This window comes from Microbacterium sp. NPDC089186 (genome assembly GCF_040685115.1).
Classification (GTDB): domain Bacteria; phylum Actinomycetota; class Actinomycetes; order Actinomycetales; family Microbacteriaceae; genus Microbacterium; species Microbacterium galbum.
In genome coordinates, this window is sequence record NZ_JBFBHJ010000004.1 from 201947 (window position 1) to 222026 (window position 20080).

Annotated in this window: 19 protein-coding genes; 4 read left to right on the forward strand and 15 right to left on the reverse strand. The window is 71.0% G+C overall.

From position 1 onward, the window contains the following. Positions 1 to 257: 257 nt before the first annotated feature. The 6 genes from AB0N82_RS14815 to AB0N82_RS14840 all read right to left on the reverse strand — a co-directional run bounded on the left by AB0N82_RS14815 (position 258) and on the right by AB0N82_RS14840 (position 4630). Positions 258 to 1067 (reverse strand): SseB family protein, encoded by an 810-nt coding sequence (locus AB0N82_RS14815; RefSeq protein ID WP_363392546.1) that lies wholly within the window; start codon positions 1065 to 1067, stop codon positions 258 to 260. Further along, complete coding sequence (gene priA / locus AB0N82_RS14820) at positions 1051 to 1797, reverse strand: bifunctional 1-(5-phosphoribosyl)-5-((5-phosphoribosylamino)methylideneamino)imidazole-4-carboxamide isomerase/phosphoribosylanthranilate isomerase PriA (protein ID WP_363392548.1); 747 nt, start codon at positions 1795 to 1797, stop codon at positions 1051 to 1053. Before priA ends, AB0N82_RS14815 begins: the two co-directional genes overlap by 17 nt. Positions 1798 to 1843: 46 nt before the next feature. Next, on the reverse strand, positions 1844 to 2494 hold the full coding sequence (hisH, locus tag AB0N82_RS14825) for an imidazole glycerol phosphate synthase subunit HisH (RefSeq protein ID WP_315993073.1): 651 nt from the start codon (positions 2492 to 2494) through the stop codon (positions 1844 to 1846). After that, positions 2491 to 3105, reverse strand: coding sequence for an imidazoleglycerol-phosphate dehydratase HisB (gene hisB, locus AB0N82_RS14830; protein WP_363392550.1), 615 nt, complete (start codon positions 3103 to 3105; stop codon positions 2491 to 2493). The genes hisH and hisB overlap by 4 nt, the downstream gene beginning before the upstream one ends. Continuing rightward, positions 3102 to 4196 carry a histidinol-phosphate transaminase gene (locus tag AB0N82_RS14835; protein ID WP_363393336.1) on the reverse strand — a complete coding sequence of 365 codons (1095 nt, stop codon included), beginning with the start codon at positions 4194 to 4196 and terminating at the stop codon, positions 3102 to 3104. Before AB0N82_RS14835 ends, hisB begins: the two co-directional genes overlap by 4 nt. Positions 4197 to 4279: 83 nt before the next feature. Continuing rightward, positions 4280 to 4630, reverse strand: a complete 351-nt coding sequence (locus tag AB0N82_RS14840) for a LysM peptidoglycan-binding domain-containing protein (protein ID WP_363392552.1) — start codon at positions 4628 to 4630, stop codon at positions 4280 to 4282. 258 nt (positions 4631 to 4888) lie between these two features. On the opposite strand from AB0N82_RS14840, the gene lexA reads away from it, so the two are divergent. After that, positions 4889 to 5578, forward strand: a complete 690-nt coding sequence (gene lexA, locus AB0N82_RS14845; protein ID WP_013583385.1) for a transcriptional repressor LexA — start codon at positions 4889 to 4891, stop codon at positions 5576 to 5578. A 117-nt stretch (positions 5579 to 5695) separates the two neighbouring features. After that, a complete protein-coding gene (locus tag AB0N82_RS14850) occupies positions 5696 to 7582 on the forward strand; it encodes a prolyl oligopeptidase family serine peptidase (protein WP_363392555.1) in 1887 nt (628 codons plus the stop codon). Between the two features lie 108 nt (positions 7583 to 7690). Here AB0N82_RS14850 and hflX read toward each other — a convergent pair whose 3' ends face one another. After that, entirely contained in the window at positions 7691 to 9208 is a 1518-nt protein-coding gene (gene hflX, locus AB0N82_RS14855) for a GTPase HflX (protein ID WP_363392558.1), read from the reverse strand. A 97-nt stretch (positions 9209 to 9305) separates the two neighbouring features. On the opposite strand from hflX, the gene AB0N82_RS14860 reads away from it, so the two are divergent. Continuing rightward, complete coding sequence (locus tag AB0N82_RS14860) at positions 9306 to 9950, forward strand: methyltransferase (protein WP_363392561.1); 645 nt, start codon at positions 9306 to 9308, stop codon at positions 9948 to 9950. A 183-nt stretch (positions 9951 to 10133) separates the two neighbouring features. On the opposite strand, the gene dapF is transcribed toward AB0N82_RS14860, so the two are convergent. Genes dapF through miaB form a run of 4 tightly spaced genes read right to left on the reverse strand, consistent with a single transcriptional unit; the run spans position 10134 to position 13960 of the window. Further along, entirely contained in the window at positions 10134 to 10988 is an 855-nt protein-coding gene (gene dapF / locus AB0N82_RS14865; protein WP_363392564.1) for a diaminopimelate epimerase, read from the reverse strand. A 58-nt stretch (positions 10989 to 11046) separates the two neighbouring features. After that, complete coding sequence (locus tag AB0N82_RS14870) at positions 11047 to 11487, reverse strand: GNAT family acetyltransferase (RefSeq protein ID WP_315993081.1); 441 nt, start codon at positions 11485 to 11487, stop codon at positions 11047 to 11049. Next, the gene (gene miaA / locus AB0N82_RS14875) at positions 11484 to 12416 is read right to left on the reverse strand and encodes a tRNA (adenosine(37)-N6)-dimethylallyltransferase MiaA (protein ID WP_363392568.1); all 933 of its coding nucleotides are present in this window, start codon (positions 12414 to 12416) and stop codon (positions 11484 to 11486) included. Before miaA ends, AB0N82_RS14870 begins: the two co-directional genes overlap by 4 nt. Next, positions 12413 to 13960: a tRNA (N6-isopentenyl adenosine(37)-C2)-methylthiotransferase MiaB gene (gene miaB, locus AB0N82_RS14880; protein WP_363392571.1), complete on the reverse strand. Its 1548-nt coding sequence runs from the start codon at positions 13958 to 13960 to the stop codon at positions 12413 to 12415. Before miaB ends, miaA begins: the two co-directional genes overlap by 4 nt. A 171-nt stretch (positions 13961 to 14131) precedes the next feature. Between miaB and AB0N82_RS14885 the strand changes: the two genes are divergently transcribed. Then, positions 14132 to 16726 (forward strand): helix-turn-helix transcriptional regulator, encoded by a 2595-nt coding sequence (locus AB0N82_RS14885; protein ID WP_363392574.1) that lies wholly within the window; start codon positions 14132 to 14134, stop codon positions 16724 to 16726. A 112-nt stretch (positions 16727 to 16838) separates the two neighbouring features. On the opposite strand, the gene AB0N82_RS14890 is transcribed toward AB0N82_RS14885, so the two are convergent. The 4 genes from AB0N82_RS14890 to AB0N82_RS14905 form a co-directional block, all read right to left on the reverse strand. Then, a complete protein-coding gene (locus AB0N82_RS14890; RefSeq protein WP_363392577.1) occupies positions 16839 to 17963 on the reverse strand; it encodes a regulatory protein RecX in 1125 nt (374 codons plus the stop codon). Then, a complete protein-coding gene (gene recA, locus AB0N82_RS14895) occupies positions 17963 to 19015 on the reverse strand; it encodes a recombinase RecA (protein ID WP_315993086.1) in 1053 nt (350 codons plus the stop codon). Before recA ends, AB0N82_RS14890 begins: the two co-directional genes overlap by 1 nt. A 371-nt stretch (positions 19016 to 19386) precedes the next feature. Further along, positions 19387 to 19611 carry a DUF3046 domain-containing protein gene (locus tag AB0N82_RS14900; RefSeq protein ID WP_108319447.1) on the reverse strand — a complete coding sequence of 75 codons (225 nt, stop codon included), beginning with the start codon at positions 19609 to 19611 and terminating at the stop codon, positions 19387 to 19389. A 12-nt stretch (positions 19612 to 19623) separates the two neighbouring features. Beyond that, positions 19624 to 19932: a helix-turn-helix transcriptional regulator gene (locus AB0N82_RS14905; RefSeq protein WP_108319449.1), complete on the reverse strand. Its 309-nt coding sequence runs from the start codon at positions 19930 to 19932 to the stop codon at positions 19624 to 19626. Positions 19933 to 20080 lie beyond the last annotated feature (148 nt).

Below are 20080 nucleotides of genomic sequence, written 5' to 3' on the forward strand. Positions count from 1 at the left end.
AAGCGGCATCCCTCCGCCCTTTCCCGCAGGCCGGCTCCGCCGTGACACCCGCGGGCGTATAGGGCCCCTACCCCGATTGCCTGGGGAAGGCGGCATCCCTCCGCCCTCCGGCCGCAGGCCGGCTCCGCCGTGACACCCGCGGGGGCCCCGGCCTGTCGTGAGAACAGGGGATGCCACGAGAACAGGTCGACCGCGTCGAAAACGGCCTGTTGCCGTGGCATCCCCTGTTCTGGTGACGTCCGGCGGGAACGTGTTCCTCAGACGTCCTTGCTGCGGTGCAGCTTCACCGTCAGGGAATCCACCAGCACCGCGATGCGGTCGTCGGCCGACCATCGGCGTGCGATGCGGGCGAGCACGGCATCCAGTTCCTCCTGCTCGAGGCCCGACATGAGCTGGAGGTGCACCACCAGTTCGGGACCACGCAGGCGGCCGGTGGGGTCGCCCGACTCGACGGCGAGGTCGAGCACCGCGAGTTCGCCCGAGATGCTCTCCTGCAGGCCGGTGAAGATCGCGGGAGACGTGTGGGCCGGTTCCCACGACTCCCCCTGCGCGATCGCCCAGACGGCGGGGCGCCGGATGACGAACTCCGTCTCCGACGCCGGGTCGATGACGATGAGCTCGGTGTCCTCGGACGCGGCAGCCAGAGCCGTGCGACGCCCGTCGGCCGGCACGGGGCGGGCTGCGGCATCCCAGGTCTGCAGGGCGGTCACCGAGGTGAACACGGGGAGCACCTTGCGACCGTCGGGGGCGGCGACCGTCACGATCGACAACTCCTGCGTCTTGTCGACCTCGAGGCCGTGAGCACCGATACCGTGGTCGCCCTTCTCGGCGACCAGCGGGATCAGCAGTCGCGCGTCGCGATAGGCGTCGACGACGGCGCGCGCGTCGCCGTCGCCCGCGCGGAACGCGACGAGAGCAGCGAGCAGCGCCGGGTCGGCCGAGCCGTCGTCACCGGAGTGCGGGTTCGACTCGAAACGACGCCCCTCCCAGGGAACGCCCGCGGAATCGCCGCGGCGCCCGTGGTCGTGGGGACCGCCGGCGCGAGGACCGTCAGTGTCCGGCGACATCCAGCGCCTCAGCGAGGGTGAACTGTCCCGCGTAGAGGGCCTTGCCCACGATGGCGCCCTCGACCCCCAGCGGCACGAGCTCGCGGAGCGCCGCGATGTCGTCGAGGCTCGACACGCCGCCGGAGGCGACGATGGGCTTGGGGGTGCGCTGGGTCATCTCGCGCAGAAGCTCGATGTTGGGACCGCGCAGCGTGCCGTCCTTCGTCACGTCGGTCACGACGTAGCGGCTGCAGCCCGCGTCTTCCAGGCGCTGCAGGACGGTCCACAGGTCACCGCCGTCGCGGGTCCAACCGCGCGCCGCGAGGGTCGTGCCGCGCACGTCGAGCCCGACGGCGATCGCCTCGCCGTAGCGGTTGATGACGTCGGCGGCCCACTCGGGGTTCTCGAGCGCGGCCGTGCCGAGGTTGATGCGGGTCGCACCGCTTTCGAGGGCGGCTTCGAGGGAGCGGTCGTCGCGGATGCCGCCCGACAGCTCGACCTGCACGCCCTTGACCTGCTTGATGACCTTGCGCATGACATTCGCGTTGCTGCCGCGTCCGAAGGCGGCATCGAGGTCCACGAGGTGGATCCACTGCGCGCCCTGACGCGCGAAGTCGGCCGCGGCGTCGACGGGGTCGCCGTAGCTGGTCTCGGTGCCCGCCTCCCCCTGGGTCAGACGGACGGCCTTCCCATCGGCCACGTCGACCGCGGGAAGAAGGACAAGCTCGGGCGTGGACGCGAAATCGTTCATGGCTCCTCGTGCCGGTAGGCGCCTCTCGCCAGCCCCGGGCACGAGGTCACACAGTAGTCGTGCGCAGCCCGTCGATCCAATTGGCGAGAAGACGGATGCCGGCATCTCCCGACTTCTCGGGGTGGAACTGCGTCGCGGCCAGCGGACCGTTCTCGACCGCGGCGATGAAGGGGGCACCGTACGTGCACCACGTCACGGCGGGCTGCGGGAACGGCGGCGTGACCTCGAGCGACCACTCCTGCGCCGCGTACGAGTGGACGAAGTAGAAGCGCTCCCGTTCGATGCCCTCGAAAAGACGCGATCCCTCCCCCGCGGCGACCGTGTTCCAACCCATGTGCGGCAGCACGGGGGCGGCGAGCTCGTCGACGGTGCCCGGCCACTCACCGAGTCCGGGCGTGTCTGTGCCGCGCTCGATGCCGCGCTCGAACATCACCTGCATGCCAACGCAGATGCCGAGCACCGGACGACCGCCCGCGAGCCGGCGATCGATGATCTCGCCCCCACGACTGGCGTTCAGGGCGCCCATGACGGCGCTGAACGCGCCGACGCCGGGGACGAGGAGGCCGTCGGCGTCCATCAGCAACGAGCGGTCGGATGTCAGCCGCGCGTCGGCTCCGGCTTCGACGAGCGCCTTGACCGCGGAGTGGACGTTGCCCGAGCCGTAATCGAGGACGGCGACGACCGGCTTGGCCGTCACAGCGCGCCCTTCGTGCTCGGGATGCCGTCGACGAACGGGTCGAGGGCCTTGGCCTGTCGGAAGGCACGCGCGAACGCCTTGTACTCCGCCTCGGCGATGTGGTGCGGATCGCGTCCCCCGACGACGCGCAGGTGCACGGTGAGGCCGCCGTGGATCGAGATGGCCTCGAACGAGTGGCGCACGAGCGAGCCGGTGAAGTGCCCGCCGATCAGGTGGTGCTCGAAGCCCGCGGGCTCCCCCGTGTGCACGAGGTAGGGGCGTCCGCTGATGTCGACGACCGCCTGCGCCAGAGCTTCGTCGAGCGGAACGAGCGCGTCGCCGTACCGCGCGATGCCGGACTTGTCTCCGAGCGCCTGGCGGATGGCCTGACCCAGCACGATGGAGGTGTCTTCGACGGTGTGGTGCGCATCGATGTGGGTGTCGCCCGTCGCGCGCACGCGCAGGTCGGTCAGGGAGTGCTTCGCGAACGCCGTCAGCATGTGATCGAAGAACGGGACGCTCGTGGAGATGTCGCTGACGCCGCGACCGTCGAGGTCGAGCTCGAGCTCGACGCGGGACTCGCTCGTCTCGCGCGTGATCGAGGCGGTGCGGGGGGTGGCGGGGGCGGTCATGCTCGGGATCCTATCGAGGCGAGGGCGTCCAGGAACGCGGTGGTCTCGTCGGCCGTTCCGGCCGAGACGCGGAGGTGGTGGGGGATGCCGACGTCGCGGATCAGCACGCCCCGGTCGTAGAGCGCCTTCCACGTCGCGGCGGGATCGTGGACGCCCCCGAAGAGGACGAAGTTCGTCCAGGACTCGTGCGCCGTGTACCCCAGCGCCGACACGGTCGCCGAGATGCGGTCGCGCTGCGCGACGATCTCGTCGACCATCGAGAGCATGGTGTCGGCGTGCCCGAGAGCGGCCGTCGCGGCGGCCTGCGTCAGCGCGCTGAGGTGGTATGGCAGCCGTACCAGGCGGAGCGCGTCGACGAACGCCGGGTCGGCGGCGAGGTAGCCGACGCGGGCTCCCGCAAAGGCGAACGCCTTGCTCATGGTGCGCGAGACGACCAGCCGCGGGCGCCCGGGCAGCAGCGAGATGGCCGACGGCTCATCGCGCGGGGCGAACTCCTCGTAGGCCTCGTCGACGATGACGACCCCCTCGAAGGCGTCGTACACGGCCTCGATGACGTCGAGGCGCAGGGGGGTGCCCGTGGGGTTGTTGGGGGCGCAGAGGAAGACGATGTCGGGACGCTGCTTGCGCACCTGCGTCGCCGCGGACTCGGCGGAGAGGGTGAAGTCGTGCGCGCGCTCCCCGGCGATCCACCGGGCGCCCGTGGCGCGGGTGAGGATCGGGTACATCGAGTAGGTGGGGGCGAATCCCATCGCCGTGCGGCCAGGACCGCCGAACGCCTGGAGGATGTGTTGGAGGACCTCGTTCGAGCCGTTGGCCGCCCAGATCTGATCGGGGTTCAGTCCGTGCCCGAGGTACTGCGCGAAGGCCTCACGGAGAGTGGTGAATTCGCGGTCGGGATACCGGTTGACATCGCGGAGGGCGCGAGCCACGGCATCCAGGATGTCGTCGGCGACTTCGGACGGAACGGGGTGCGTGTTCTCGTTCACGTTCAGCGCCACGGGCAGCGCGGCCTGCGGTGCCCCATAGGGCGTCATGCCCCGGAGATCGTCGCGAAGCGGGAGGTCGTCGAGGCGTACGTTCACCTCACCCATCGTAGGCGGCGGTGACACCGACGGATCACGCTCGCGGGTCGGGCGGATCGCCCCTGCCGTCGGCGTCGATCCGGTGCGGACGGTCAGTTCGCGGGAGCGTATTCGGCGGGGATGGCGATGCGCTGACCCGCCGCGACGGAACCGCCGGACAGGGCGTTGAGACGCGAGATCTCGGCGACCACATCGCGCGGGTCGGCCGCGGGCGCGAGCTCCTCGGCGATCGACCACAACGTCTCGCCGCTCATGACGGTGATCTCGGTGAACGACCCGACGGGCGCCCCGGCCTCGTTCGAGGCGAGCGCGGCTCCCCCGCCGACGACGGCGAAACCCAGGGCGATGGCGAGGGGAAGGGCGACCAGGAACGCGACGACACGGCGTCCGCGCGCGGTGATGCGCAGGCGGGTGGTCGGGGCGGTGATGGCGATGCTGCTCATGATGTGCTCCTCGGTGGGGAGAGATTCGCACCCCGCCCTCGGCCGGGAGGGCGGGGGTGCGAATCTGTATTCCGAATCTATCTTCGATACTTTCGATGTGTCAAGACCGCGGATATCGCAGACGGATCGAACGCGACACGCGCGCCGTTCCCTGCCTTCCGGCTCGTTCACCGGATACGGTTTCGACACGGAGACCTCATCACCAACCTCCGACATTCGAATTTCCGCCGCATCGACAGCGGCGCGAGGGGAGCACAGATGACCGACGCGACGACCGCCGCCGGCCGCGAACGTCCGCAGACTCGGCGACGCAAGAACCTGAGCGACAAGCAGCTCGCCATCCTCGAGGTCATCCAGCGATCGATCGCCCGGCACGGCTACCCGCCGAGCATGCGCGAGATTGGCGACGCGGTCGGCCTGAAGTCGCTGTCGAGCGTGACCCACCAGCTCAACCAGCTGGAACTGAGCGGCTACCTGCGGCGCGACCCGGGCAAGACGCGCGCCATGGAGGTCCTCATCGACCTCCCCGGTGCCGCCGCCGAGAACCCGGCCGACACGGCTCCCGCGCTGGGCGACGCCGCCCTCGTGCCCCTCGTCGGCCGCATCGCCGCCGGCGTGCCCATCACCGCCGACCAGCAGGTGGAGGAGATCTTCCCCCTCCCCCGCCAACTGGTGGGCAAGGGCGAGCTCTTCATGCTCAAGGTGTCGGGCGACTCGATGATCGACGCCGCCATCTGCGACGGCGACTGGGTCGTCGTGCGATCGCAGGCGACGGCTGAGAACGGCGAGATCGTCGCCGCGATGCTCGACGGCGAGGCGACCGTGAAGACGTTCCGCCGCCGCGACGGCCACACCTGGCTGCTCCCCCGCAACAGCGCGTTCGAGCCGATCCTGGGCGACGAGGCCGTCGTGCTCGGCCGCGTCGTCGCCGTCCTGCGCGCCGTCTGACCTTCCCCGCCCCGGGGCCGGATGCGCGCTCGGGCGTGGCATCCGCCCCTCTCGGCTCGCTCGTCGCGAGTACCGGGGATCTCCGTCGATGTCGGACGCCCTGCCTAGGCTGGAGTCATGGCTGACACCCTCCCCTACGGTTCCTGGCCCTCCCCGATCACGCCCGCGTCCGTCGCCCAGGCCTCGCCGCGCGTCGACGGCGCACGACTGGTGGGAGACGAGGTGTGGTGGGGCGAGTCCGTCCCCCACGAGGCCGGTCGCGTCGCCGTGAAGCGTCGCAGCGGCGACGGCTCCGTCGAGACGGTGCTTCCCGCACCCGCCGACGCGCGCTCCGCGGTGCACGAGTACGGTGGCGGCGCCTGGACGGCGTCCGACGACGGGGAGCTGTACTACGTCGAGAAGGCCGACCAGCGGGTCTACGCGCTCCGCCCGGGCGAGACCTCGCGCCCACTGACCCCCGCCGACGACGCCGTGCGACACGGCGGACTGCGCTGGGAGCACGGGGTCCTCCTCGCCGTGCGCGAGACCCACGGGTCGTCGCGGGTCCCGGCCCGGACCATCGTCCGCATCCCCCTCGACGGGCCGGCGGAGGTCCTCGCCGAGGGCAGTGACTTCCTGGCCCAGCCGGCCCTCTCGCCCGACGGTCGCCGCCTGGCCTGGGTGGCCTGGGATCACCCCGACATGCCGTGGGATGCCACCGTCCTCCGCGTCGCCGACCTCGAGACGGGCGAGGTCCACGACGTCGCGGGCGGTGCGCACCGCGCGCCCGTGCAACCCGTGTGGATCGCGGACGACGAGCTCCTCTACGCGGACGATCCCGAAGGCCGATGGAACCTCTTCCGTCGCCCCCTCGACGGCGATGCGCAGCCGCTCGCCCCGGCGGACGCCGACACCGGCGGGGGCCTGTGGGTACTCGGAACCCGGTGGTTCGGAGCGGCCGACGACGGGCGCGTCGTCGCCGTCCGGACGAACGGGGCCGATGAGGTCGTCGAGATCGCACCGAGCGGCGTCCGTCCCCTCGACGTCCCCGTCGTCGCCGGCGCCGCGATCGACGACGCCCGCGGGTCGCAGGTGCTCGTCTCGGGTTCGAACGCCGGCGGGCGATCGGGCCTCTGGCTCGTCGACCTCGATTCCGGCGCTGTCGACCTCGTGACGGGAGGCACCGGCCCGTGGGGAGACGAATGGATGCCGACGGCCCGCGCGCTGTCGACGGACGGACCGCACGGTCCGGTGCACGCTTTCGCCTACGCCCCCACCAACCCCGACGTCGCCCCCGTGACAGGCGAGCGCCCGCCGTACGTCGTGCTCGTCCACGGCGGACCCACCTCGCACGTCGGCCCCGCTCCGTCGGCGAAGACGGCGTTCTTCACGAGCCGGGGTATCGGCGTCCTCGACGTCAACTACGGCGGTTCCACCGGCTACGGGCGCGCCTATCGGGACCGCCTGAAGGGACAGTGGGGCGCGGTCGACGTCGATGACGTCGCCGCCGCGGCATCCGCCCTCGCGGAAGCGGGACTCGCCGACCCCGAGCGCCTCGCCATCGCGGGAGGCTCGGCCGGGGGCTGGACGGTGCTCGCCGCCGTCACGCGCACCGACGTGTTCGCAGCCGGCATCTCCCGCTACGGGGTGGGCGACGCACGCGCCCTCGCGGAAGACACCCACGACTTCGAGGCGCGCTACCTCGACGGGCTCATCGGGCCTCTGCCCGATGCCGAGGCCGTGTACGTCGAGCGCTCACCCCTGAGCCGCCCGGAGCTCTTCCGTGTGCCGCTGCTGATCCTGCAGGGATCGGAAGACCGGGTGGTCCCCCCGTCGCAGGCGGAGGCCATCCGCGACGCCCTGACGGCGCACGGCGTCCCGCACGCGTACGTCCTGTACGAGGGCGAGGGGCACGGGTTCCGCCGGTCGGAGACGGTGATCGACTCCCTCGAGCGCGAACTCGGCTTCCTCGGCGCGGTGTTCGGCTTCGAGACCCCGGGTATCCCCGCGCTCGAGCTCGACTGAGCCGACGCCTTCCGGGCGACTCACCCGCGGCGCCGACGCGCCGAAGAGCGCCCCCACGGCGATGGGCCCCCGCGCGTACGCGCACGGGCCCATCGTGCCGCGCGGGCCTCAGCCGTCGAACGCCGCCAGCTCGGCGGCGAGCCGGGCGCCGACGTGAGCGTGCAGATAGGTGCCGTTCTCGCGGTGCTCCTGCGCCACGATGAGGCCGCTCTCGTGCACCGCCGACACGAGGTCGCCGCGGTCGTACGGAACGACCGCCTGCACCTCGACCGCCGGCAACGGCAGCGCCTCTTCGATCGCGGCACGCAGTTCGGCGATGCCCTCACCGGTGCGCGACGACACGAATTTCGCGTTCGGAGCGAGACCCCGCAGCACGAGCCGGTCGTCTTCGCTCACGAGATCGGACTTGTTGAAGACGACGATCTCCTGCCCGAAGTTCGCGTCGACATCGCCCATCACGTCGCGCACCGTCATGAGCTGCGCGGCCGGGTCGGGATGCGACGCGTCGACCACGTGCAGGATGACGTCCGCGTCGCCGACCTCTTCGAGCGTGGAGCGGAAGGCTTCGACCAGCTGATGCGGGAGGTTGCGCACGAAGCCCACGGTGTCGGTCAGCGTGTACACACGCCCGTCGGTGGTCTCGGAGCGGCGGACCGTGGCATCCAGGGTCGCGAAGAGGGCGTTCTCCACGAGCACTCCGGCGCTCGTGAGGCGGTTGAGCAGGCTCGACTTGCCGGCGTTGGTGTACCCGGCGATCGCCACCGACGGGATCGTGTGGCGCTTGCGCTCGGCGCGCTTGGCCTCACGGGCGGGGGCGAAGTCGCGCAGCTGCTTGCGCAGCTGGGCCATACGCGTACGGATGCGGCGACGGTCGAGCTCGATCTTCGTCTCACCGGGTCCGCGGGAGCCCATGCCCGCTCCGCCTGCACCGACCTGTCCGCCGGCCTGACGTGACATCGAGTCACCCCATCCGCGCAGTCGCGGGAGGAGGTATTCGAGCTGCGCGAGTTCGACCTGGGCCTTGCCCTCACGGCTCTTCGCGTGCTGGCTGAAGATGTCGAGGATGACCGTCGTGCGGTCGATCACCTTCACCTTCACGACGTCTTCGAGCGCACGCCGCTGGCTGGGCGCGAGCTCCGTGTCGGCGATGACGGTGTCGGCGCCGACGGCGGCGACGATGTCGCGAAGCTCCGCGGCCTTGCCCCGGCCGACGTAGGTCGCCGGATCGGGGTGGGGCCGACGCTGCAGGACGCCGTCGAGCACGACCGCTCCGGCCGTTTCGGCGAGCGCCGACAACTCGCGCAGCGAGTTCTCCGCATCCGTCTGCTCCCCCTGGGGGTGCACGCCGACGAGCACGACGTTCTCGAGGCGCAACTGGCGGTACTCGACCTCGGTGACGTCTTCGAGCTCGGTCGACAGGCCGACGACACGGCGCAGCGCCGCGCGTTCCTCGCGGTCCCACTGGTCGCCGTCGCTGTCGCCGCCGTACGCGGTGGTGCTGTCTTGAAGGGCCTGAGCGGCACCGAAGACCCGGACCCCGCGGTGCGCTTCGGCGCGCGCGAGCACACGGTCGACCGGATCCACGGCTGACGCGTCGATGCTCGGGGGTGTGGTCTGTTCGGTCATGTGTTCCTTTCGTCGCGGGCGGGGCCCGCGGTGGTACTGATGTTCTGGCACTTTATCCGGCCCGGCGCCCGAGGCTCCGGTCGGATATCCTGTGCGGATGGGGAGCGAGCACTACTTCAGCGCGTCGCCGTCGAGTCCCGAGCAGCTCCGCCGCATCCGCGTGACGCTGGCCGGTCGCGAACTCGAGGTGGTCACGGCGGGCGGCGTCTTCAGCCCCGAGCACGTGGATGCCGGCACCTCGGTGCTGCTGGCCAACACGCCTCCCCCGCCCGCCGGTGGGAACTTCCTCGACCTGGGGTGCGGGTGGGGTCCGATCTCGTTGTCGCTGGCGCTCGCGTCACCGCACGCGACCGTGTGGGCGGTCGACGTCAACGAACGTGCTCTCGATCTCGTGAGGCGCAATGCCGAGTCGCTCGGCCTCACCAACATCAACGCCGTGCGCCCGGAAGATGTTCCCGACGACGTGACGTTCCGCACCATCCGGTCGAACCCGCCGATCCGGGTCGGCAAGAACGAGCTGCACAGCATGCTCCAGCACTGGATCCCGCGCCTGCAGGAGCGCAGCGACGGCTGGTTCGTCGTCCAGCGCAACCTCGGCTCCGATTCCCTGCAGCGCTGGCTCGCGGCGACCTTCCCCGAGGGCTACGGCGTCCAGCGCGCCGCCACCGGCCGCGGGTACCGCGTCCTGCGGGTGCGCCGCCACGGCTCGCCCCCGAGCGAACTCATCGACGTCGTCCGCTGAGCCGACGGCATCCGCCGCGCCGTCGCCGGAGGGGGCGCGGACGGGAGCGGAGCCCCGTCCGCGGTGGAATCATCCGCTCGCGCCCGCGAGCCGGCATCCGGCTGCCACGGTTCGAGCGCGCACGCGCCGTCTCCCCGCGACGTTTGACGTCACGCGATTCCGCTCCGACGCCCCGTTCCGGTGTCAGGCGAGAGCGACCTCGCCCGTGAACACCAGCGATGCGGGACCCGACAGGAAGACCCGCCCCTCGGCGACGCGCACGCCGAGCGTGCCGCCCGGGGTGTCGACGACCCAGTGATTGGGAGCGGCGGCGCCCGCCCAGTGCCGCACGGCGAGCGCGGCGGCGGCGACGCCCGTTCCGCAGCTGAGGGTCTCGCCGACCCCGCGCTCGAACACGCGCAAGCGGATCGCCCCGACGCCGTCGCGCACGAGCGGGTCGGCCGGGACGACGAATTCGACGTTGGCGCCGTGTCGCGGCGCGGGGTCGAGTACGGGCTGGAAGGTCAGATCGAGCCCCTCGAGCTCGGCATCCGACGACAGGGCGACGACCACGTGCGGGTTGCCGACGTCGATGCCCACCCCCGGGCGCGCGACGCTCAGGCCCTTCGCGCGCACGAGCGTCTCGTCGGCCTCGACCGCGTACGCTCCCAGGTCGACCTCGAACCCGCGGTCGCTGCGCGTGAGGGTCTTCACGCCCGCTCGCGTGCCGATCCGCAGTCCCTCGTCGATGGAGGCGAGACCCGTGTCGGTGAGGTACCGGGCGAAGACGCGCGTGCCGTTGCCGCACATCTCGGCCGCGGATCCGTCGGCGTTGCGGTAATCCATGAACCACTCGGCCCCGGATGCCGCCGCCTCGGCGCCGTCGCGGATCGCGGCGGAGCGCACGACCCGCAGCAACCCGTCGGCGCCGATGCCGAAGTGACGGTCGCACAGCGCGGCGACCTGCGCGTCGGAGAGGTCGAGCTCGCCGTCGGGGTCGGCGACCACCACGAAATCGTTGCCGGTGCCGTGGCCCTTGGTGAACGCGAGAGAGGACATGCGCCCAGTCTACGGACGACCCGCAGCCGGCCATCCGCCGTGCCAGGGCCGGGCGGCCTCAGTCGGGTCGTCCGGGACCGTCGACGATCAGTCGCCGGCCGGTGGCCCAGGTCTCGAACGGCTCGTAGCCGAGCGCGTCGTAGAAGCCCCGCGCTCCGGTGTTGTCGGGGCGCACCATGAGCTGCACCTTGGGGCAGCCCATCTCCTCCAGCAGCCGCTCTGCCTCGGCCACGAGCGTCCGCCCCACTCCCCGCCCGCGGTGCGAGGCCGCGGCGGCCAGGTAGTAGAGCCACCCGCGGTGTCCGTCGTAGCCCGCCATCACGCTGCCGACGAGCGCGTCCCCGTCGACGGCGACGAGGAAGAGCTCGGGCTGCACGGTCAGCTTCCGGCGGATGTCGGCGCGCGGGTCGTTCCAGGGCCTGGTCAGCCCCGCGTCCTCCCACAGGGCGACGACGGCGTCCTCGTCGGACGGCACGAATGCGCGGATCGCGATGGTCATCGATCATCTCCCACTGTCGCGCGCACGAGGTGCGCGGCATCCGTCGTCCGGGCGTCGACGACGCGGGCATCGGCGTAACGGCGGAACCACGACACCTGTCGGCGCGCGTACCGCCGGGTGAGGGCCTGCGTCTGCGCGATGGCCTCCGCGCGCGTCAGGTCGCCGCGCAGCTGGGCGAGCGCCTGCGCGTACCCGATCGCTCGTGACGCCGTGACGCCTCGCTCGAGTCCGTCGCCGCGCAGCCTCTCGACCTCGTCGACGAGGCCCGCGGCCCACATCCCCTCGACGCGCTCGTCGAGCATCGACACGAGCTGCTCGCGTTCCACGTGCGTCGTCACGATACGCGTCGACGGATGCCACGGTTCCGGCGCATCCGGAAGGGCACCGCCGTGCGTCTGGCCGCCCTGGGCCAGCACCTCGAGCGCGCGCACCACGCGTCGCTCGTTGCGCGGGTCGATGTTCGCCGCCGCACGGGGATCGGCCTCGCGGAGCCGCGCGAAGAGCGCACCCGGGCCCTCGCGCCCGAGCTCCGCCTCGAGGCGGGCGCGCAATGCCTCATCCCGCGGGGGGAAACGGAAGTCCCACAGCACGCTCGAGACGTAGAGCCCCGAGCCGCCGACGAGGATCGCCTCGGCGCCCCGGGAGTGGATCTCGGAGATCGCCGCGCGGGCGGCATCCTGGTACCAGGCCACCGCGGCCTCGTCGGTCACCGTGAGATCGTCGAAGAGGTGATGCGGGATGCCGCGGCGCTCGGCGACCGGGATCTTCGCGGTTCCGATGTCCATGCCGCGGTACAGCTGCATCGCGTCGGCGTTCACGATCTCGGCCGGCCGCCCCTCGGCCGCGAGAGCCTCCGCGAGGGCGAGGGAAAGACCGGTCTTGCCGGTGCCGGTGGCTCCGACGACCGCCCAGAGGGACGGGCTCGTCACACGCCCACGCGCAGCGTGGGGAGTCCGAGCGACACCGCGCGCGGCGCGCTGGCTTCGCCGGCGGGCGCCGGCACTGCGCACGACTCGGCCTGCGACCGGTCCCACGCGTCGCCGGCGCGGGTGCGACGGATGCGCAGCGGCGCGCCGTCGACGGCGTCGGCGAGCAGGTGGAAGGGCGCCGCGTGGGTCACCGTGACCGACACGACGTCGCCCGGACGCGGCACGGCCGAGCCCGCCGGCAGCTCGAAGTGCACGAGGCGGTTGTCTTCGGCGCGGCCGGTCAGGCGGTGGGTCTCGGCATCCTTCTTGCCCTCCCCCGCCGAGACGAGGACCTCGAGGGTGCGGCCGAGCTGCTTCTGGTTCTCCTCGGCCGAGATCCGGTCCTGCAGGGCGATCAGCCGCTCGAAGCGCTCCTGCACGACGGCCTTCGGCACCTGATCGGCCATGGTCGCGGCCGGTGTGCCCTCGCGGATCGAGTACTGGAACGTGAAGGCGCTCGAGAACCGCGAGGCCTCGACCACGCGCATGGTCTCTTCGAAGTCGTCGTCGGTCTCGCCCGGGAATCCCACGATGATGTCGGTCGTGATCGCCGCGTGCGGGATGCGCTCGCGCACGCGGTCCAGGATGCCGAGGAACTTCTCGCTGCGGTACGACCGACGCATCGCCTTGAGGATGCGGTCGGAACCGGACTGCAGGGGCATGTGCAGCTGCGGCATGACCGCCGGGGTCTCGGCCATCGCCGCGATGACGTCGTCGGTGAAGGCCGCCGGATGGGGGCTGGTGAACCGGATGCGCTCGAGGCCCTCGATCTCGCCCGCCGCGCGCAGCAGCTTGCCGAACGCGAGACGGTCGCCGAACTCGACGCCGTACGAATTGACGTTCTGGCCGAGCAGGGTGACCTCGATCGCGCCGTCGTCGACGAGCAGGCGGATCTCGTTCAGGATGTCGCCCGGGCGGCGGTCCTTCTCCTTGCCGCGCAGGCTCGGCACGATGCAGAACGTGCAGGTGTTGTTGCAGCCGACCGAGATCGAGACCCACCCGCTGTGCACCGAGTCGCGCTTGGTGGGCAGCGTGGACGGGAAGATCTCGAGCGACTCGAGGATCTCCAGCTCCGCTTCGCCGTTGTGGCGGGCACGCTCGAGCATGCCGGGGAGCGAGCCCATGTTGTGTGTTCCGAAGACGACGTCGACCCACGGCGCTTTCTGCTGGACGGCTTCTTTGTCCATCTGCGCGAGGCAGCCGCCGACGGCGATCTGCATGCCCGCGCGCGCGTCCTTGCGCGACTTCAGGTGACCCAGCGTTCCGTAGAGCTTTCCCGCGGCGTTGTCGCGCACCGCGCACGTGTTGATGACCACGACGTCGGCCTCGGTGCCCGCCTCGGCGCGCACGTAGCCGGCGCTCTCGAGTGACCCGCTGAGGCGCTCGGAGTCGTGCACGTTCATCTGGCATCCGAACGTGCGGACTTCATAGGTGCGCGCACCGGCGTCGCCCTGGGCGGCGGCGGAGGGCGCGATGAGCGTCGGAGAGGAGACGGGGGTGGTCATGATGCGAGCAATTCTAAAGCCCGTGCCCCCAGACCTCGACGCGTACCGCCGGACGACGCTGATCGCGAAACGCCCACGTTCCTTCGTTCACCGGCCTAGCGGCGCGCATAGCTGATCGATAGTGTGTGCCCACGCTGACCCGTCCGCCTGCGGGTATCCGGGGGGAGAAGTATGCGGACAGAACAGGCGACCTCGTGGTCGCGCGCAGTGATCGGTTCCGATCGGGATGTGATCGACCTGGCATCCCGTGTGCAGGCCGGCGTCTCCATGGTGGTGGCGGGGCCACGTGGAAGCGGCCGTAGCTACGTCCTCCGGGCCATCACGGCGGAGGTCGAGAAGCGCGGACGCGAGGTCATCATCGTCCGGCCGGCCTCAGCGCTGAGGGCCGTCCCATTCGGAGCCCTGGTCGCTACCGGCCACCCCGCCCTGCGCAATCTGAGCGAAGGATCACCGACGCGGATCGAGGGCGTGGTCGTCATCGACGACGTCGACGCCCTCGATCCCGCCTCAGCGCGTGCGCTCGCCCATGCGGTGGCCGCAGGCCGGGCGACCGCTGTTGTCGGGCTGCGCACCGCTCGCCCTCGGTCGCGGTACCGCCCCGATGACGCCGACAAGGTGCGCCGCACGTTCCTCGACCTCTGGATGGACGGCTTCGCTCGACGCATCGACCTGTCGGAGCTCACCGACGACGACGCACGGCGCATGATCGCGCTCTTCCCTGACGCGGATCTGCTCGACGTGCCGACGCGGGCGGGCCTCATCTGGCGCGCGGACGGCTCCCGCACACTGCTGCGTCAGCTCGTGCTGGAGGCGCTCCGGGCTGCCCGCGACGGCCGCGATCCGCTCCGGGCGGTCCGCTCCGTCGCCCCCGACAGCCGACTCGCCGTCGCGGTGGAACGCCACGTCGCCGGCTTTCTGCGGCAGGACCTCGAGTGCCTCGCCGGTGTGCGCCGCCTGGCCCACCTCGAGTTCGCGGTCGCCACACGCCTGTTCGACCCCGAGGCCGTCGGCGCGCTTCTCGGCAGCGGCCTCCTCCACGCCGATTCCTCGGCGGAACAGCGCCTCACGGCCAACGATCTCTTCGCGCTCCAGGCGCACCGGCAACTCGGCGACGATGTCGTCGATGCGATCATCGACGGCGCCGGCAGACGCATGCTCGCCGAGGCCGACCGCTGGTGGAGCTCCACCATCGCGGTCGCCGTCTCCGAACGATGGCACCGTCTCGGTTTCGACGCCTCGGGCGAAACGGCCTATGACCCGGCGCTTCGCGCCCGGGTGGCACTCGACGCGGCGCGAGAGGCGAATGACCGCGGGGACCCCGCCCATGCGGCCGCCCACGCCGCGCGCGGCCTCGCTGCCGTCGATGACCCCGCGCTGCACATCGAAACCGCTCTCGCGCGGCACGACGTGGTCGACCCGGACGGCGTCGTCGCCGACGGTTCCGCCCGCCGCCGGATCGCTCGTCTGCAGGCGTACAGAGCGGCGGCGGGGATGCCGCTCTCCACCGATGCGGCGCGGATCTCGCCCGAGCAGGCCGAGGCGGACGCCCAGGTGGAGCGCCTGCTCGGCGAGGCGGCGCGGGCGGGTGACCGGCTCGACTCCGCGAAGGCGAGCGAACTCGCCGAGCTGGCGATCTCGATCCCCGGCGCCTCGCCCCTGGGGCGACTGCGGGCTCTCGTGACGGCGGGCACCATGGAGACTCTTCGGGGCCGCTGGGCCGTCGCTCGAACCCACTACCGCGACGCGCAACGTCTGCTCGACGCGGACCCACGCCCACCCGGGATCACCACCCGAGATCGGCTGGCGACGTTGCTCTCGCTCCTCGTGGGGCACCAGATCGCCGGAGCCGATGGCACTGCGGCTCAGCACCGCCTCGAACGCGAGCTCGGTCCGGCCGCGCGTGAGGGCGGCTCTTCCGAACTGACCGTCGCGGGCGTCGCCGCGGCCATCGCGTTCGCTGCGTCCGGGCGACCCGTGCAGGCGTATCGCGAGGTGGTTTCGGCCATGCGCCGGGACCCGGCCGCGGTGGGCGACTCCACGGCCGCGATGCTGAGACTGGATGTCGCGGAGGAATTGGCTCTTGCGCAGCGGCTGGAGGAGGCGCGCGCCATCCTCGCGCACGTCGATGAGGACGGGCCGCTCATTGTGCGTCGCAGCCGCCTCTACGTCGAGACGACCGTCCTGGTCGCGGAGGCGCGGGTCGCCGAGGCGCGTGCCGCCGCGCGCGCCGCCGCCGATCTCAGCCGCGATTGCACGGCAGCGGCCCTGCGGATTCGCGACCTGTATCGGCTCGTGAGTCTCGACATCGCCGTGCAGGACGAGATCGACGAACTCGTGCAGCTGGCCGCCACGACGGACCTCCCCCTCGCGACGAACGCGGTTCGCCGGGCGTCAGCCCGGTCAGTCGGAGCCGACGACGCGCGACCCGTCGATGAGCTTCGGCTCCACGCGCTGTGGTCGGCGCCCGCCGCCGAAGCGGTGATCCCCGCTCCCGCACCCGCTCCGGCGCCCGTTGCCTCCCCGCCGCCCGAGGAGCTCACAGCCCGAGAACGTGAGATCGCTCTCCTCGCGAACGAAGGGCTCACCAACCGGGCGATCGCCGCTCGTCTGTTCCTCTCCGTCCGGACCGTGGAGTCCCACGTGTACCAGGCGCGCTCGAAAGTCGGAGCACCGTCGCGGCGCGAGCTCGCGCGCATGGTGGCGCAGGGTGTCGTCGCGCGTCTGCCTGACCCGCAGGATGCCGACGGGAACAGTCGTCAGGGCTGAACGCTCCCCTCACGCCGGTCAGGGATGAACACCGGTCAGGGGCGAACGCACGCCGGTCAGCGGCAAACGCACGCCCCATACGGGTCGAGGGCGAACGCACGCCTCACTCCGGTCAGTCGTCAGGAGTGAAACGCACGCCTGACGTCGGCCGGCTGAAAGACCGCGACCGTCCGATCCCCGCCTCGCTCAGCGCCGTCTTCGCGGCCGACAGAGCCACCGACGACGGATATCCCCGCCGCGCCAGCTGACCGGCCAGTCGCCGGAGCGACGCATCGTAGTCTTTGCCGTCCACGCCGCGGACTTTGGTGCGGGCGAATTCCAGCGCGCGCTCCGCGTCGTCGTCGGGAAGCTCTGCGAGTGCGGCTTCCGCGACGTCTCGAGGGATGCCGCGCTTGCGCAGCGTCTCGGCCACAGCCCGACGACCTTCGCCGCGCTTCTCGATCGCCGACATCGCGAGTTGTTCCGCGAACGCCGCGTCGTCGAGATAGCCGAGATCCACGAACTTGGCGATCAGCTCTTCGATGACGACCTCGTCCGCGCCGTCGACGCCGCGGAGGGCCGTTCGCGCTTCCGCCAGTGACAACGAGCGCGAACGGAGTTTGCGAAGCAGAAGCGCTTCGGCACGTTCGAGCGCATCGTCGACGTCGGCGTCTGCACCGGTTCCGCGTGAGTCTGTCGCACAGAGCGAAAGCGAATCACCCCCGGGGAGGTTCCACGCCGCGGCGGGGGAATCGTGAGCGGACTCGCCGGACGATGTGTCGCTTCTCAGCGCCCTCAGTCGCGGACGCGTCGACCGAGGGACCGCGACATCACCCGCCGTCGTGGGATCCGCGGCAGCGGCACGACCGCGCGACGGGTGGGCGCCCTCGGAGGCGCGGCCGGAGCGCGTCGCCGCCGACACCCCGAACAGGGGAATGACCGGTGCGAGATCGGTGTCGACAGCACGCAGGGAAGCCGTCCGGCCCGCGCGCGCATCGGCGCCGTCACGCGAGGCGGTCGAATCTGTGGGCGCGTCGGCGTCTTCACTCGAGGCGGTCGAGCCTGTGCGCGCGCCGGTGTCGTCGTGACGCGAAGCGGGTGGATCCGCTGGCGCGCTGCCGTCATCGCTCGCGGTTGCGACCCCTGTATCGGTGACATGGGCCCACGGCGAATCCGGCGAATCCGACGCCGAGGAACCCCGCCCGTCTTCGCCGCCTGACGAACGCGGACGGACGGGGCCCTTGGTGTCGTCGCTCATCACGCCGGGCGGCGCTGGGCGAGCTCGTCGTCGGCGGGTGCCGCCACAGCAGGCGCTCCACCGATGCCGAGCTTGGTCTTGATCTTCGACTCGATCTCGGCCGCGACATCCGGGTTCTTGATGAGGAAGTTGCGGGCGTTCTCCTTGCCCTGCCCGAGCTGCTCTCCCTCGTACGTGTACCACGCGCCGGACTTCTTCACGATGGCGTGCTCGACGCCGAAGTCGATCAGGCTGCCCTCGCGTGAGATCCCCACGCCGTAGAGGATGTCGAACTCGGCCTGCTTGAAGGGCGGCGCCATCTTGTTCTTGACGACCTTGACGCGGGTGCGGTTTCCGACTGCTTCGGTGCCGTCTTTCAAGGTCTCGATACGACGGATGTCGAGGCGCACGGAGGCGTAGAACTTCAGCGCCTTTCCACCCGCCGTCGTCTCGGGAGAACCGAAGAAGACACCGATCTTCTCGCGCAGCTGGTTGATGAAGATCGCCGTGGTCTTGGTCGTGTTCAGACCACCCGTCAGCTTGCGGAGCGCCTGCGACATGAGGCGCGCCTGGAGACCGACGTGGGAGTCGCCCATTTCGCCCTTGATCTCGGCCTCGGGCACGAGAGCGGCGACGGAGTCGATGACGACGAGGTCGATCGCGCCGGAGCGGATCAGCATGTCGGCGATCTCGAGGGCCTGCTCACCGGTGTCGGGCTGAGACACGAGCAGAGCGTCGATGTCGACGCCGAGCTTCTTGGCGTACTCGGGGTCGAGCGCGTGCTCGGCGTCGATGAACGCGGCGATGCCGCCGGCACGCTGCGCGTTGGCGATGGCGTGGAGCGTCAGCGTCGTCTTACCCGACGACTCCGGTCCGTAGATCTCGATGATGCGACCGCGCGGCAGGCCGCCGATACCGAGGGCCACGTCGAGGGCGACGGAGCCGGTGGGGATGGTCTCGATCGGGGCGCGGTCGTCGCTGCCCAGTCGCATGACCGAGCCCTTTCCGAACTGCCGGTCGATCTGCGCCAGGGCGGATTCGAGGGCCTTTTCGCGCTCTGCGGGTGAGGGCATGACGTCTTCTTTCTGCTCGCGTTCCGGTCGCCTATAGGCTGTCGCGTCCCCCATCGACGATGGGGCACCCGACAAGGCGTTCAGAGTGTCGTTCGACGTTCCTCACGTTAGAGAGGGCCTCCGACATTGGTGTCGGGAGACGGCCTTCCTGGGGATGAACGGGGCACGAAGCTCGTTGTGAAGGAGCCTACGCCCGAATCGAACGTAGATTCGATGACACGCCGGGATCTCGTCTGTGAGTCCCGAAAGCCCGGCGGCGCGCTGCCCTGCGGGGCGCGTGCATCAGCCCGCACCCGTTCGGCCCCGATCCGCGCTGTCGAAGGGAGCCGGCCTCACGGGTGGCCGACCGAGGCGATACCGAGATCGACGTCTCAGGACCGACGCGGTTCGAGCCGCCCGACGCCGTACCGACGGTTCTCCGGTACGTCGGTCTCAGCGCAGAGCGCGAGCCACACGTCGCGAGGATCGACGCCGGCCGCGAGAGCATCGGCACTGGTGCGTCCCCCCACCGCCGACAACACGAGATCGGTCAGCAGGGAGCCACCGCGGGCGCCGAACTCATCGGCGACAGCGCGATCGAATTCGCTACGACGCATGCGGACGCGACGTCAGCGCAGCGACAGCTCGGGCTCGACCGCGGCGACGAGTTCGTCGGGGACGACGTCGGGGAAGGTCTGGAGGCCCTCGAGCACGGAGAGCCGGTCGCCCACCTGGCGCATGATGGTCGAGATGGGGACGTCGAGCGCTTCGGCCACCGAAGCGAGGATCTCGCTCGAGGCTTCTTTCTGACCGCGCTCGACCTCGCTGAGATAGCCGAGGGCGACGCTCGCGCGACTGGCGACCTGGCGGAGGGTACGGCCCTTCTGCTGGCGGAGGTCACGCAGGACTTCGCCGATCTCTTGACGAACCAGGATCATTTGGGGCCCTCCTCACTGCTGATTCCGTCGCTGCCCGGATGAGCAACTGTAAAACACCATCTGTGGTCACCCTAATGCCGCGCGCTGTGCACCGGATGGGAATCGCTGGACGAAACCGGAGTGTGCGATCATTTGTTCCCGCACTCGG

Bases quoted from the DNA above. Each gene is read 5' to 3' on its own strand.
- AB0N82_RS14815 (WP_363392546.1), bottom strand. From the start codon at position 1,067: ATGTCGCCGGACACTGACGGTCCTCGCGCCGGCGGTCCCCACGACCAC.
- priA (WP_363392548.1), bottom strand. From the start codon at position 1,797: ATGAACGATTTCGCGTCCACGCCCGAGCTTGTCCTTCTTCCCGCGGTC.
- hisB (WP_363392550.1), bottom strand. From the start codon at position 3,105: ATGACCGCCCCCGCCACCCCCCGCACCGCCTCGATCACGCGCGAGACG.
- AB0N82_RS14835 (WP_363393336.1), bottom strand. From the start codon at position 4,196: ATGGGTGAGGTGAACGTACGCCTCGACGACCTCCCGCTTCGCGACGAT.
- AB0N82_RS14840 (WP_363392552.1), bottom strand. From the start codon at position 4,630: ATGAGCAGCATCGCCATCACCGCCCCGACCACCCGCCTGCGCATCACC.
- lexA (WP_013583385.1), top strand. From the start codon at position 4,889: ATGACCGACGCGACGACCGCCGCCGGCCGCGAACGTCCGCAGACTCGG.
- AB0N82_RS14850 (WP_363392555.1), top strand. From the start codon at position 5,696: ATGGCTGACACCCTCCCCTACGGTTCCTGGCCCTCCCCGATCACGCCC.
- hflX (WP_363392558.1), bottom strand. From the start codon at position 9,208: ATGACCGAACAGACCACACCCCCGAGCATCGACGCGTCAGCCGTGGAT.
- AB0N82_RS14860 (WP_363392561.1), top strand. From the start codon at position 9,306: ATGGGGAGCGAGCACTACTTCAGCGCGTCGCCGTCGAGTCCCGAGCAG.
- dapF (WP_363392564.1), bottom strand. From the start codon at position 10,988: ATGTCCTCTCTCGCGTTCACCAAGGGCCACGGCACCGGCAACGATTTC.
- AB0N82_RS14870 (WP_315993081.1), bottom strand. From the start codon at position 11,487: ATGACCATCGCGATCCGCGCATTCGTGCCGTCCGACGAGGACGCCGTC.
- miaB (WP_363392571.1), bottom strand. From the start codon at position 13,960: ATGACCACCCCCGTCTCCTCTCCGACGCTCATCGCGCCCTCCGCCGCC.
- AB0N82_RS14885 (WP_363392574.1), top strand. From the start codon at position 14,132: ATGCGGACAGAACAGGCGACCTCGTGGTCGCGCGCAGTGATCGGTTCC.
- AB0N82_RS14890 (WP_363392577.1), bottom strand. From the start codon at position 17,963: ATGAGCGACGACACCAAGGGCCCCGTCCGTCCGCGTTCGTCAGGCGGC.
- recA (WP_315993086.1), bottom strand. From the start codon at position 19,015: ATGCCCTCACCCGCAGAGCGCGAAAAGGCCCTCGAATCCGCCCTGGCG.
- AB0N82_RS14900 (WP_108319447.1), bottom strand. From the start codon at position 19,611: ATGCGTCGTAGCGAATTCGATCGCGCTGTCGCCGATGAGTTCGGCGCC.
- AB0N82_RS14905 (WP_108319449.1), bottom strand. From the start codon at position 19,932: ATGATCCTGGTTCGTCAAGAGATCGGCGAAGTCCTGCGTGACCTCCGC.